This is a genomic window from Sinosporangium siamense, from assembly GCF_016863435.1.
In the GTDB taxonomy this organism is placed as follows: domain Bacteria; phylum Actinomycetota; class Actinomycetes; order Streptosporangiales; family Streptosporangiaceae; genus Sinosporangium; species Sinosporangium siamense.
The window spans coordinates 20215-33702 of sequence record NZ_BOOW01000046.1 but is presented as its reverse complement, the minus strand read 5'-3'; the positions used below and the strand labels follow the sequence as shown (position 1 = coordinate 33702).

The following is a 13488-nucleotide window of genomic DNA, read 5'->3' as shown; positions in this document are numbered from 1 at the left end:
CCCGGCCGGCCGTTCACAGCCCTCAATGACGACTTTGCCGCACTTCGTCCGCGAAAAACCCCCAAAGGTGGCCAAAAACCACAAACACCCCAGAGTGGGCCCACTCCTCTCTGGGGTGCGTTCGGCCGGCCTCTAGATCGGAGGCATCACCTCTAGATCGGAGGCATCACCTCTAGATCGGAGGCAATACTTCAGATCTCAGACGAGGAGGATCGACTCGCCGTCGACCTTGATCTCCCGGACCGGGAGCGGCTTCTTCGCCGGGCCGTTCACCACCGAACCGTCGGCGATGTTGAACTTCGCGCCGTGGCAGGGGCAGTTGATCGTGTCGGCGACGCTGGCCACCGTGCAGCCCTGATGGGTGCAGGAGGCGCTGAACGCCTTGAACTCACCCGGCGTCGGCTGTGTGACCACGACCTTCTCCCCCGCGAAGATCTTGCCTCCGCCCTCGGGGATGTCGGCGGTCTTGGCCAGGGCCGCCCGGCCCGCGCCGGCACCCGCTCCCGCGCCCGCCTCGGCTCCCTGCGCCGGCGGCGGGGACGCCTGGGCCGTCGTCTCCTGCGAGCCGCCCCCACAGGCGGTGAGGAGCAGCGTGATCCCGGCGCCCCCGGCGCCCGTCATCACCGCGCGGCGTGTCGTCTCAGTCATGGGCCCACTTTCTAGGTTCGTCATATCTCGGGGTACGTGCACGGACCGCACGCGCGTTCAGCATGCCGCAGAAAAAGTGTGGCCGGTGTGAAGAAAAGGACCCATAGAGGGGGTTTGCCCCTCTATGGGTCCGCTGCATGACTCTAGCTTCCGAGGATCTTGCGCAGGAAGCGCCCTGTGTGGCTCGCCTCCACCAGCGCGACCTCCTCCGGAGTGCCGGTCGCGAGAACGGTGCCGCCGCGCGAGCCGCCCTCCGGGCCCATGTCGACAATCCAGTCGGCCGTCTTGATCACATCGAGGTTGTGCTCGATGACGATCACGGTGTTGCCGCCGTCGACCAGCCGCCCGAGCACGCCGAGCAGCCGCCTGATGTCCTCGAAGTGCAGACCTGTCGTCGGCTCGTCGAGCACATAGACCGTGCGCCCGGTGGAGCGGCGCTGAAGCTCCGAGGCGAGCTTGACCCGCTGCGCCTCGCCGCCCGACAACGTCGTGGCGGGCTGACCCAGCCGGACGTAGCCGAGGCCGACGTCGTTGAGCGTCTGCAGGTGGCGGCGGATCGCCGGGATGGCCTCGAAGAAGCCGAGGGCCTCCTCGATCGGCATGTCGAGGACCTCGGAGATCGTCTTGCCCTTGTAGTGCACCTCCAGCGTCTCGCGGTTGTAGCGGGCGCCGTGGCACACCTCACACGGGACGTAGACGTCGGGCAGGAAGTTCATCTCGATCTTGATGGTGCCGTCGCCCGCGCACGCCTCGCAGCGGCCGCCCTTGACGTTGAAGCTGAACCGCCCGGGCAGATAGCCCCTGACCTTGGCCTCGGTCGTCTGCGCGAAAAGCTTGCGCACGTTGTCGAACACGCCGGTATAGGTCGCCGGGTTGGACCTCGGGGTGCGGCCGATCGGCGACTGGTCGACGTGGACGACCTTGTCGACGTGGTCCATGCCGTTGATGCGGGAATGGCGGCCCGGCACCGCCCGCGCGCCGTGCAGCTCCTTGGCGAGCGCGGTGTAGAGGATGTCGTTGACCAGCGTCGACTTGCCCGACCCCGACACCCCCGTGACTGCGGTGAACACACTGAGCGGGAACTCGACGTCCACGCCCTTCAGGTTGTGCTCACGTGCGCCCTTGACCACGAGCTGGCGCTTCTTGTCGCGCGGCCGTCTGAGCGGGGGGATCTCGATGGATTTGCGACCCGAGAGGTAAGCCCCCGTGAGGGAGTCCTCGCTTTCCAGCAGCTCCGACACCGTCCCCGACACGACCACCTGGCCGCCGTGCTCGCCCGCGCCCGGCCCGATGTCGACCACCCAGTCGGCCGCGGCGATCGTGTCCTCGTCGTGCTCGACCACGATCAGCGTGTTGCCCATGTCGCGCAGGCGGATCAAGGTCTCAAGCAGGCGGTGGTTGTCGCGCTGGTGCAACCCGATGGACGGCTCGTCGAGCACGTAGAGCACCCCGACCAGGCCGGAGCCGATCTGCGTCGCAAGGCGGATGCGCTGCGCCTCGCCACCGGCGAGGGTGCCCGCCGCGCGGTCCATCGTGAGGTAGTCGAGTCCCACGTCGAGCAGGAACCCGAGCCGCGCGTTGATCTCCTTGACCACGCGCTCGGCGATCTGCATGTCGCGGTCGGAGAGCGCCAGAGCGCCCAGGAACTCCGCGCACTCGCCGATGGACATGGCGGAGACCGCGGCGATCGACCGGTCGGCGACCGTCACGGCCAGCGAGACCGGCTTGAGCCGCGCGCCCTTGCAGGAGGCACAGGGAATCTCCCGCATGAACCCCTCGAAGCGCTCGCGCATCGCGTCGCTCTCGGACTCGGCGTGCCGGCGCCGCACCCACGGGATCACACCGTCGAAGTTGGTGTAATAGGCCCGCTGCCGGCCGAACCTGTTGCTGTAGCGCACGTGGACCTGCTCGTTGTGGCCGTGCAGCAGGGCCTTCTGCGCCTTCTTCGTGAGCTTCTCCCACGGAGTGTCGAGCGTGAACCCGAGCGCGAGGCCGAGCGCCTCGACGAGCCGCAGGAAATAGTCGCTCGTGTGGCCGTTGGCCCACGGGGAGATGGCGCCGTCGCCCAGCGTGCGCTCGGGGTCGGGCACGAGCAGGTCGGGGTCGACCTCCATGCGCGTGCCGAGGCCGGTGCAGTCGGGGCAGGCGCCGAACGGCGAGTTGAAGGAGAACGACCGCGGCTCAAGCTCCTCGAACGACAGGTCGTCATAAGGGCAGTAGAGGTGCTCGGAGTAGAACCTCTCGCGCCCCGGGTCGTCCTCGGGCAGGTCGACGAACTCCAGCGTGATCGTGCCGCCGGAGAGCCGAAGCGCCGTCTCCACCGAGTCGGTCAGCCGCCGGCGGGCGCCGTCCTTGACCGAGAGGCGGTCGACGATCACCTCGATGTCGTGCTTCTCGTATTTCTTGAGCGTCGGCGGCTCCTCCAGCCGCACGACCGCCCCGTCGACCCTGGCCCGCGCGAACCCCTTGGTCTGGAGCTCGCGGAACAGCTCCGCGTATTCCCCCTTGCGGCCCCGCACCACCGGCGCCAGCACCTGGAACCTCGTGCCCTCGTCGAGCTCCATCACCCGGTCGACGATCTGCTGCGGCGTCTGCCGCGCGATCGGCCGCGCGCACTCGGGACAGTGCGGCTTGCCGATGCGGGCCCAGAGCAGCCGCAGATAGTCGTAGACCTCGGTGATCGTGCCCACCGTCGAGCGGGGGTTGCGGCTGGTCGCCTTCTGATCGATCGAGACGGCCGGCGACAGACCCTCGATGAAGTCGACATCGGGCTTGTCCATCTGCCCGAGGAACTGCCGGGCATAGGCCGACAGCGACTCGACATAGCGCCGCTGTCCCTCCGCGAAGATCGTGTCGAAGGCCAGGCTCGACTTGCCCGACCCCGACAGCCCGGTGAAGACGATCAGGGCGTCGCGCGGCAGGTCGAGCGAGACGTCTTTGAGGTTGTGTTCGCGCGCACCACGCACGATGAGGCGGTCAGCCACGGCGGTCCCGATATCCCAAGAGGTCAGATGGTCAAAGATGCTGCACCGGCAGACTAGTGAGGGGGACTGACAATTTTCGGGGGCCCGTCCCGGGATCCCCGATGTCCCCCTCAGACTACGTCCACCGGACCAAAGGTCGCCCGCCGCACGAGTCTATGCGGTGTACGGCACCGCACAGGCGGCCTTTGATCAGGCCCAACGGCCAGGATGAAGTTCATCCCGCAATGCCCGGCCGGTCGGCCGCACCCGTGGCGGCTGTGGCCCTAGGGTGATACGGGAAATCGATCCGACCCTGATCTCGCCCTCTGAGGAGTGTTCCGTGACCTACACCGGCGACGTGACGGTGGGTGGCCCCGCCGACGTCCGCGAGCTTGCCGGACTCACCATCTCCAAGCTCGCCGTGGGCCCCTTCGACAACAACGCCTACCTGCTGCGCTGCCGGGCCACGGACGACGGCCTGCTGATCGACGCCGCCGCCGAGGCCGACCGGCTCCTCGAACTGATCGGTGACGACTCGATCGGCGCGGTCGTCACCACCCACCGCCACCACGACCACTGGGGCGCCCTCTCCGAGGTCGCGACCGAGACCGGCGCCGCCGTGATCGCCCACTCCCTCGACGCCCCCGAGATCCCCGTGGGCACCGACCTCCTGGTGGAGCACGGCGGCCGGGTGCGCGTGGGCCAGGCCACCCTTGAGGTGATCCACCTGCGCGGCCACACCCCCGGCTCGATCGCCCTGCTTTACGACGCCGGCGACGAGGGTTTCCACCTGTTCACCGGCGACTCCCTGTTCCCCGGCGGCGTCGGCAACACCGAGAAGGACCCCGCACGCTTCACCAGCCTCTTCAACGACGTCTCGGAACGCGTCTTCGACCGCCTCCCCGACAACACGTGGGTCTACCCCGGCCACGGCAAGGACACCACCCTCGGCGCCGAGCGCCCCCACCTCCCCGAATGGCGCGCCCGCGGCTGGTAACCGTCTCCTGTAGGGGCCGGACGACCACCTCGAACGGCCCCTGCACAAGACCTGGCACCCCTCGGACCGCCCTTTCACGAGAACCGGGCCGGTCCCGTCCCTATCCACGACCGAAGCGGCGGCTACGGACCGTAGTCGGGTGGGTGGTCATGTTCCCGGCTTCGCCGTACCGGCGTGGGAGGTGTGGCTTGCCGGGAACATGAGCGGTTCTCCGTCATCGCCGCTTCTCAAGTGGAGTCAGGGATCTCGGCTGTGCGCAAGTGTGGACAACCATCAAATTCGCCCCTCGATCATCGGCGCGAGGATCAAGGTTCAATCCTCGTGCCCTCGGTTACGATGCGAAATCACCGGACGTCCCGCGCCAACGAGAGGCATGCAATGGACCTGTACGACGCACTGGCCGACAAAGCGGTGGGCGGGGAACCGCTGACCCGCGAGGAGGCCCTTGCCGTGCTTGCCACACCTGAGGATGACCTGCTCGACATGATCGCCGCCGGGTTCCGCGTGCGGAGGCACTTCTTCGGCCGGCGGGTCAAGCTCAACTTCCTGGTCAACCTCAAGAGCGGGCTGTGCCCGGAGGACTGCAGCTACTGTTCGCAGCGGCTTGGTTCCAAGGCCGAGGTTTTGAAATACACCTGGTTGAAGCCCGAGGAGGCGACCTCCACGGCGGGGGTGGGCATCGCGGCCGGGGCGAGCCGAGTGTGCCTGGTGGCCAGTGGACGGGGGCCGACGGACCGCGACGTGGACCGGGTGTCCACCACGATCTCGGAGATCAAAAAGAGCCACCCCGACGTCGAAGTGTGCGCCTGCCTCGGTCTGCTGTCCGACGGGCAGGCCGACCGGCTGTGCCAGGCCGGGGCGGACGCCTACAACCACAACCTCAACACCTCCGACGCGACATACGCCTCGATCTGCAGCACCCACACCTATGACGACCGGGTGGACACCGTCGAGCGGGTCAAGCACGCGGGCCTGTCCCCCTGCTCCGGGCTCATCGCGGGCATGGGTGAGAGCGACGACGACCTGGTCGACGTGGTCTTCGCACTTCGTGAGCTGGCCCCCGACTCGATCCCGGTCAACTTCCTGATCCCGTTCAAGGGCACGCCTCTGGCGCGAGAGTGGAACCTGACGCCGCAACGCTGCCTGCGGATCCTGGCGATGGTGCGCTTTGTCTGCCCGGGTGCGGAGTTGCGCATCGGCGGGGGGCGCGAGATCCACCTGCGCGGCATGCAGTCCCTCGCGCTGCACCTGGCCAACTCGATCTTCCTCGGCGACTATCTCACCAGCGAGGGTCAGGCCGGGCAGGACGACCTGCAGATGATCCGCGACGCCGGCTTCACCGTCGAGGGGGCCGACCCCGAGCAGGCGCCCGACACCCACCACGACCTGGTGAAGGTGCGCAAGCGCGGCGCGGGCACCACCGAGGTCGCCAACGCCTGACCACTCAAAGCAGCCGGAAACGGCAATGGCCCGGTCCACACGGACCGGGCCACATGAAGCCACATCACCAACAAGCAGGTCAATGCACCTGCATGCCGTCCTTCCGCTCCTTGCGCTGCTCCCGCTTGAACATCAGGACCCGCAGCGGAATCGCGGTGACCAGGGCGATCTGCATGCTCGCCCCCACCTTGATCAGGGTGTCGCCGCCCTCGGGCCACGCCGCCCACACCGTGAGGCAGGCCACGTTGATCATGATCCACGCCAGCACGACGGCGGCGAGCTGCCCCTTCGGCTTGGGATATTCCACCCGGCTCACCATCAGCCACGCCACCGCGAACACGGCCACGATCGTGATGTAGGACGGCTGGAACAGCAGCACGATCGAGACGATCGTCATGGCGCCCATGGGAATGGGCAGGCCCATGAAATCGCCGCTCTTGGTTTTGACGCAGGCGAAGCGCGCAAGCCGTACGACTCCCGCGAGCAGCACCGATCCGGCGGCCATCAGCACCAGCCACAGCGGCAGTCTGCCCGAGAAACCCGCCCAGAACACGATCATGATCGCGGGCGCGAAGCCGAAGCTGATCACGTCGGCGAGGTTGTCGAGCTCGGCCCCCATGGCCGACGCCCTGAACCTGCGAGCCACCAGGCCGTCGAACAGGTCGCAGGTCGCGCCGATCAGCAGCAGCACGACCGCGGTGGCGAAGTAACGGGGCTCGGGAACGAACCGGTGCTCCACCTGGAGCTGGGCGATCGCCGACCAGACGAGCACACAGACCGACAGGAACCCGCACAGCGCGTTGCCCAGCGACAGGGAGTCTGCCGCCGACAGGCGGAACGCCTTTCCAACAGGCCCCCGAGGCTCTTCCTCCACCTCGTCGACGGGCCAGCTCGTCGCGTCAGCCGCGGTCAAGTCGCGTCACCCCCGCCACGGTCTTCTGCCCGACCGAGACGGCGGGCATCATGCCCTCGGGCAGGTAGATGTCCACCCGGGAGCCAAAGCGGATCAATCCAATGCGCTCGCCCCGGGCGACCTTGGCGCCCGGAGCGAGGTAAGGCACGATCCTGCGGGCCACAGCGCCCGCGATCTGCACCACTTCAAGGTCGCCGATCGCCGTGTCGAAGCGCCACACGACCCGCTCGTTCTTGTCACTGTCCTTGTTGAAGGCGGGCACGAACCCGCCCGGGACATGCTCCACCGAGGTGACGGTGCCCTCCAAGGGCGCCCGGTTGACATGCACGTTGAGCGGGCTCATGAAGATCGCCACACGAGTGCGCCCGTCCGGCCAGGGGTCGATGCTCTGCACCGTGCCATCGGCCGGCGACAGGACACGCCCCTGTCCGGGCTCACGCTCGGGATCGCGGAAGAACCAGAGCATGGCCCCGGTGAGGGCGGTCAGCGGCGCCGCCGCGAACGCCCAGCGCCGGTCGCGACGAACGAGCGCCGAGGTGACCGCCGCCGCCGCGACGGTGGGGAACAGCCACGGGGAGACGCCACGGGCCAGGCCCATGCGGCCTGAGGTGGTGCTTGCTGAATCGTGGGACACGGACAACCTTTGGTGATGGCTACGGGCTATTGCTATACGTTTTGCCGCCTTGGTGAGGGATGCTACCCATCCTTCACCAAGGCTTAGCACAACTAGACAAGCAAAGCGCCTCAGCCACGGGTTCCGCTAGCCCTGCCGCACATCGGCGGGTGCGGAGGTCTCCTTGCTCTTGCGGTTGTCACGACGGGACTTCATCAGGCTCGCCACGGTGGTGATCACCATGGTGCCGCCGATGACCGAGAGGGAAACCACGATCGGAACCTCGGGAGCCCAATGCACGCCGCTGCTGTGGAGCGCTTCGAGGATCAGCTTAACCCCGATGAAGCCGAGGATGAACGCAAGTCCGTAGGAGAGGTAGACCAGCCGCTGGAGCAGACCACCCAGGAGGAAGTAGAGCTGACGCAGTCCCATCAGGGCAAACGCGTTGGCGGTGAAGACGATGAAGGCGTCGGTGGTGAGTCCGAAGATCGCGGGGATCGAGTCGAGGGCGAACAGCAGGTCGGTGGTGCCGATCGCGACCATCACGATGAGCATCGGGGTGACGAAACGCTTACCGTCGATCTTCGTGATGATGCTGGAGCCGACATATTCGGGGGTCGTCGGCAGCGTCCGGCGCACCCAGCGCAGAACGGCGTTCTCCGGGAGGTTGTCGTCGTCCTTGTTGTGCGAGCGGATGATGCCGATCGCGGTGTAGATGAGGAAGGCCCCGAACACGTAGAAGAGCCAGCTGAAGTGGGTGAGGGCCGCCGAGCCGAGCGCGATGAAGATGCCGCGCATGACGAGGGCCATCAGGATGCCGATGAGCAGCACCTTGTGCTGGTAGATCTTCGGCACCGCGAAGCGGCTCATGATCAGGTAGAAGATGAAGAGGTTGTCGACGCTCAGGCTGTATTCGGTGATGTAGCCGGCGAAGAACTCCTGCATCGGAGTGCCACCGCCGACCAAACCGATGCCGATGCCGAAGAGCACCGCCAAACTGACGTAGAAACCAACCCAGAACCCCGCCTGCCGGACTGTGAACTCACGGGGCTCTCCCCGGTCCACAATCCACAGGTCAAAGGCCAGAATGAGCAGAAGACCACCGATCGTGGCGGCCCACACCCACACCGAAACATCCATGGTTCGCTAAACCTCCGGCGCGCACGACTGACTGCCGGAGGTCTCTCCCGCCCATGACTTCGCCACGATGGACTAGAGGCGATGGCGGACCGACAGCCCCGGGGGCCTCATGGAACGAGGCGACACCGTGATGACGAGACTGTCGCGAAGGGATACTCCCCTCCCTAACTCACGCAGTATAGGTGAACAGTTGTCACGCCACTATTCGTCCCCCGGTGCATTCCGTGTACACAATGAACACGAGCGCCAGCGCCTCCGCCTCACCCGGCAGTTCCCGCCCCCGCACCCGGGCCGCCGCCGCGAGGCGCTCCCGCCGTTCGGCGTCGGCGAGCACCTCCCGCACCGCACCCCTCATGGCCGCAACATCCCCATAGGCCACAAGCGTCCCGGCGTCCCCCACCATCGCGGGCAGGCCGCCAACCGCCGTCGCCACAATCGGGCACCCCGCCCGCAGCGCCTCCTGCACGCTCAGCGGCTGCCCCTCCCAGCGGCTCGGCACCACCACCGCGTGCGCGACGCTCAACAGATCCGCCACATCATTCCGCGCGCCGAGCAGCCGCACCGGGAGCCCCTCGCGGTCGATCCGCTCCTCTAGCGCCCCACGCAGCGGCCCGTCCCCCGCCACCACGAACAGCGGCTCCTCCGGGTACGGCACAGCCGCCGTGTCCAGCAGCGTCTCCAAGCCCTTCTGCTGGGCGAGCCGCGCCACCGTCAGCAGCACGGGCCGCTCCCCCGCGCCGAGCTCGCGCCTCACCTCCTCGGCGCTCCGCCCCGGCTCGTGCGGCGGCGCCGGCACCACCGCCGCCCGCACGTCACGCGCGCCGAGAGCCCGCATGCGCTCCTCAAGGTCGGGCGACACCCCCAGCACGACCGTCGCCCCGCGCGCCACCACCCGCTCCAGCGCCGCGTAGACCGCCCCGATCGCCCCGCCCGCCGTGGCCGCGTTGTGCAAGGTCACCACCAGCGGCACCGGCGTGCCCATGCCCGCGAGCGCCGCGAGCGCCCCCGCCCGCAACCCGTGCGCGTGCACGACGTGAGCCTCCGAGGCGATATGGCGGAGCCTCGCCACCGCCCGCAGATCGTTGACCGGATGCGGCCGATCCGCGATCGGCACCGGCACGAACCTGGCCCCGGCCTCGGTGAAGCCGAACGTCTCCTCCACGGCCGCCGGCCCTGCCACCACGACAGCGTGCCCGGCGTCGGCCAGCCCCTTGGCCAGCATGCGCACATGCCGCCCCACACCACCCGCACTGGTGCCCAGCACGAACACGACCCGCGTGCGATCACCCATCGCCACCCCTCCTCGCTACGGACACAACATCCTTCACGCGGCAGGTCCCGATCGCCGGGATGGGACCGGCCCTCATCACGACGCGTCGCCGCCTTGAGCCCTCTCCGGCTCCTGTTCGAGGGAATCGGCTCCGTCACGCCTCGCCGTACCCCCTCCCCTGCCGAGCGGGCCCGGGAGGCGCCGCATCAGCGCGGCACCGTCGCGCCGGTCCACCAGCAGCGCCACCGCACCCCCCACCGCCAGTGCCGCCACCCCCGTGACCACGGTGGCGCCCACATTGGCCCACAACCCGGACGCGTCCAGCCAGGCCACCAGCGCCGCCCCGGCCGCGAGACCGGCGCCCCCGCCGAGCACGGCGGCCACCGCGGCGCGCGGCAACCCCGCGGTCGTGGCCGCCCCGGCGGAGCGCACAACACACGCCAGGAGCACCACCGCCCCCACCGTCATGCCCACAGACCCGCCGAGCGCCAGCCCGCCGAGTTTCCACTCGAACGGCAGAGCCACCGCAAGCACCACCTGCGCCACCATGGCGACCACCCACCCCGTCACGGTGCCGATCGCCGCGGCCCGCCCCTGGCCACGCGCGTAGAGCACGCGGCTCAAGTGGGCCATCAGGCCATATCCGATGAGCCCCGGGGCGAACAGCGCGATCGACCGGGCAAACGACTCAACCGACACCTTCGTCGGCATCTGCGCCAAGAACACCTCGGCCACAGGCCACGCGACGGCCGCCAGCGCCCCGGCCGCGAGCCCTGTGACCAGCGTCACCGCACGCGTCGTCCCCGCCACTGTCGCCGCGAAGCCGGCATTGTCACCGCTGTCCGCCTTGGTGACGAGCGCGGGAAACGCACCCGTCGCGATCGGCACGGCCAGCACCGCGTAAGGCACTTGATAGACGGCCCACGCGAAGTTGTACGCCGCGAGCCCCCCGGCCCCGACATGCCGGTTGGCGAGCCACACCACCAGAGCCATCGCCACCTGCTGAGCGAGCAGCGCGGCAAGCCCCGCGAGGGCCAGGTGGCGAACCTTGCCGCCGGCTCCCGCCGGAAACCGCAGCCGGGGCCGCAACCGCAGCTTGAGCCGCCCAGCGGGCCCCAGCACGGTGAGCACCAAGGCGAGCACCCCCAGCGTGGTGCCTACCGACAGGGCCAGCTCCGCCGGCTTCAGCGTCGGAGACAACACGTTGCCGCCCCCGCTCAACGGCACGAACGCCAGATATCCTACGATCACCACGAGGCTGGACACGAGCGGCGCGAGAGCGGGCGAGGTGAACCGATGGTGAGCCTGAAGCAGTCCGTAAAGAACAACCGCAAGACCATAAAGCGGGATCTGCGGAGCGAACACCACCAGCATGCGGGTGGCCACAAGACTCAACGTGGCAAGATCATCACACTGCGGAACCTCACCGCCGAGAAACAGATGGATCAGCGGCCCCGCCACCAACGCCGTCACCACCGCGAGCGGCACCAGCAACACCAGGACCCACGTCAGCAACGCCGACGTGGTCTCGGAAACCTCCCGATCACCACCCGCCCGAGCCGCCGGCCCCGCAAGCAACGGCACCACCATGCCCGCAAGCGCCCCACCCACCACCATCTCGAAGACCAGGTTGGGAATCGCGTTGGCCGTGAAATAGGCCGTCGCCAGACAATCGGTCCCAACGGTGCGCGCAAACACAAGCTGCTTGCCAAACCCGGTCACCCGAGCCAGAACCGTGAGCACCCCAACCAGAACCGCCGCCCCAGCGATCCCCCGCCCCAACCGCCCCACAGAAGAGCCCGCCCTCACTCCCCGCCTGTCGCCCCAGCCACAGAAGAGCCGTACGGCAAAGCCCCCGAAGCAGCCTCACCGAAACCAGACGAGGCGACCGGCGAGGCCGCTGATGCCTGCTCCGGCGCGGAAGCGGGTGCCCCGGCGCTCTCAGCGCGAGCTCCCCCGAGACCGACCTCCGGGGAGGCTTCGGACACCGACCCCGGCACTCCGCCACCCGCGACCGCAGGTGCCGCGGGGGCGCCAAAGGCAGGCGCGCCGGAAGGCGAAGCCGTCGGCGTCTGAGCGGGCACCTCGGTGACTGCCGAGGCGGACATCTGGGATGCGCCGACCGGAGACACGACAGCCGCCACCGAGGCAGCAGGAGCGTCACCGCGCACAGCGGGACCCGGCGAGGCCGCCGATGCCCGCTCCGGCGCGGAAGCGGGTGCCCCGGCGCTCTCAGCGCGGGCACCCCCGAGGCCGGGCTCGGTGGAGGTCCCGGACACCACCCCCGGCACTCCACTGCCCGCGACCGCAGTCGGTGCGGAGGCACCAGGGGCGGGCGTGGCAGGAGGCGGAGCCGTCGGCGTCTGGACGGACGCGGCGGTAACCGAGGCGGACGTCTGGGAAGTGTCGGCCGGAGACACGACAGCCGCCGAGGCGGGTGTCCCGGCGCTCTCGCCGCGGTCCCCAAGGCCGGCCTCCGTGGAGGCTCCCGATAGCGACCCCGGTGCTCCGCCACCCGCAACTGCAGACGGCGCGGCGGCACCAGGGGCAGGCGCGGCAGGAGGCGAAGCCGTCGGCGTCTGGACGGACGTGGCGGTAACCGCCGAGGTAGATGTCTGGGAAGCGTCGGCCGGAGACACGACAGCCGCCGGGGCAGGGGTGGCGACTGGGCGGCGGCCCAGCATGTCGAGTTTGTTGAGGATGCGGTTGCCGGCGATGACCTTGGTGAAGCTGATCTTCTCCGAGGCGGCGGTGAGGGCCACCACCGTGCCAAGGACGGCGAGGCGGCCGGGGCGGCCGAGGGTGGTGGTGGCGGCGAGGCCGAGGATGGCGCCGAGGGCGTTGGCGCCGGCGTCGCCGAGCATGGCGCGCTCGCCGAGGTCTTCGGGGAGGAGGGCCGCGGCGGCGCCGAGGGGGACGGCGGCCAGGGCGGCGGAGGCGGGTGAGCCCTTGGCGAGGGCCGCGGCGAGCACGGGAGCGCCGGTGAGGAGGCCGACCTTGATGGCGCGGCCGGGGCGGAGGTCGAACAGGTTGGCGAGGTTGGCGCTGCCCGCGACGGTCGCGCCGTTGATCGCGGCGTCGAGGGGGCCTCGTGAGACGAGGGATGCGGCGGCCAGCCCGGTGGCGCCGATGCCGAGGATCTTGACGGCTCCGCTGGTCACCTCACCCTTGCGGAGCGCGGCCAGGTGGCCTTTGAACCCCTTCGACAGGGTCGTGCCGTAAAGGTCGTCGTAGGCGCCGAGGGCGCCGCTGCCCGCACCGGCCAGGAGCGCCGCGGCGCGCACCCTGGCCGGCAGACCGGGGGTCAGCGCCGCGGCGGCGCAGGCGCCGACCGCGAACGCGGGTCCTTCGAGCAGGGTGATCGGCTCGCCTCGGTGGTTGGTGCGTGACCACGTTTCGGCGTCGCCGACCGGCGGGCGGCGGCGGAACGCGGAGTATGCGGTGCGGGCGGCCACGGCGCCGAGCACGGCACCGGCCAGGGCACCGAGGAGAGCACGAGACATG

Annotated in this window: 10 protein-coding genes; 2 read left to right on the top strand and 8 right to left on the bottom strand. The window is 69.3% G+C overall.

What is annotated here, in order from left to right; all coding sequences use genetic code 11:
* Positions 1 to 198: 198 nt before the first annotated feature.
* Both Ssi02_RS33435 and uvrA read right to left on the bottom strand, forming a co-directional pair.
* Positions 199 to 648, bottom strand: a complete 450-nt coding sequence (locus tag Ssi02_RS33435) for a Rieske (2Fe-2S) protein (protein WP_204031588.1) — start codon at positions 646 to 648, stop codon at positions 199 to 201.
* Between the two features lie 143 nt (positions 649 to 791).
* Positions 792 to 3632: an excinuclease ABC subunit UvrA gene (gene uvrA / locus Ssi02_RS33430; protein ID WP_204031587.1), complete on the bottom strand. Its 2841-nt coding sequence runs from the start codon at positions 3630 to 3632 to the stop codon at positions 792 to 794.
* A 319-nt stretch (positions 3633 to 3951) separates the two neighbouring features.
* On the opposite strand from uvrA, the gene Ssi02_RS33425 reads away from it, so the two are divergent.
* Positions 3952 to 4608 carry an MBL fold metallo-hydrolase gene (locus Ssi02_RS33425; protein WP_204031586.1) on the top strand — a complete coding sequence of 219 codons (657 nt, stop codon included), beginning with the start codon at positions 3952 to 3954 and terminating at the stop codon, positions 4606 to 4608.
* Positions 4609 to 4986: 378 nt separating this feature from the next.
* Positions 4987 to 6048, top strand: a complete 1062-nt coding sequence (gene bioB / locus Ssi02_RS33420; protein WP_204031585.1) for a biotin synthase BioB — start codon at positions 4987 to 4989, stop codon at positions 6046 to 6048.
* A 79-nt stretch (positions 6049 to 6127) separates the two neighbouring features.
* Here the strand turns inward: bioB and pssA are convergent, their stop codons facing one another.
* From pssA to Ssi02_RS39670, 6 genes are all read right to left on the bottom strand, one after another.
* Positions 6128 to 6961, bottom strand: coding sequence for a CDP-diacylglycerol--serine O-phosphatidyltransferase (gene pssA / locus Ssi02_RS33415; RefSeq protein ID WP_204031584.1), 834 nt, complete (start codon positions 6959 to 6961; stop codon positions 6128 to 6130).
* Entirely contained in the window at positions 6948 to 7559 is a 612-nt protein-coding gene (locus tag Ssi02_RS33410; protein WP_204031622.1) for a phosphatidylserine decarboxylase, read from the bottom strand. Before Ssi02_RS33410 ends, pssA begins: the two co-directional genes overlap by 14 nt.
* Positions 7560 to 7721: 162 nt before the next feature.
* Complete coding sequence (locus tag Ssi02_RS33405; RefSeq protein ID WP_204031583.1) at positions 7722 to 8714, bottom strand: TerC family protein; 993 nt, start codon at positions 8712 to 8714, stop codon at positions 7722 to 7724.
* 193 nt (positions 8715 to 8907) lie between these two features.
* On the bottom strand, positions 8908 to 10005 hold the full coding sequence (locus Ssi02_RS33400; protein WP_204031582.1) for a glycosyltransferase family 4 protein: 1098 nt from the start codon (positions 10003 to 10005) through the stop codon (positions 8908 to 8910).
* 75 nt (positions 10006 to 10080) lie between these two features.
* Entirely contained in the window at positions 10081 to 11682 is a 1602-nt protein-coding gene (gene murJ, locus Ssi02_RS33395; protein WP_275410780.1) for a murein biosynthesis integral membrane protein MurJ, read from the bottom strand.
* Positions 11683 to 11789: 107 nt separating this feature from the next.
* Positions 11790 to 13487 (bottom strand): hypothetical protein, encoded by a 1698-nt coding sequence (locus Ssi02_RS39670; RefSeq protein WP_307825849.1) that lies wholly within the window; start codon positions 13485 to 13487, stop codon positions 11790 to 11792.
* Between the last annotated feature and the right edge of the window lies 1 nt (position 13488).

Bases quoted from the DNA above. Each gene is read 5' to 3' on its own strand.
- Ssi02_RS33435 (WP_204031588.1), bottom strand. From the start codon at position 648: ATGACTGAGACGACACGCCGCGCGGTGATGACGGGCGCCGGGGGCGCC.
- bioB (WP_204031585.1), top strand. From the start codon at position 4,987: ATGGACCTGTACGACGCACTGGCCGACAAAGCGGTGGGCGGGGAACCG.
- Ssi02_RS33410 (WP_204031622.1), bottom strand. From the start codon at position 7,559: ATGGGCCTGGCCCGTGGCGTCTCCCCGTGGCTGTTCCCCACCGTCGCG.
- Ssi02_RS33405 (WP_204031583.1), bottom strand. From the start codon at position 8,714: ATGGATGTTTCGGTGTGGGTGTGGGCCGCCACGATCGGTGGTCTTCTG.
- Ssi02_RS33400 (WP_204031582.1), bottom strand. From the start codon at position 10,005: ATGGGTGATCGCACGCGGGTCGTGTTCGTGCTGGGCACCAGTGCGGGT.
- Ssi02_RS39670 (WP_307825849.1), bottom strand. From the start codon at position 13,487: ATGTCTCGTGCTCTCCTCGGTGCCCTGGCCGGTGCCGTGCTCGGCGCC.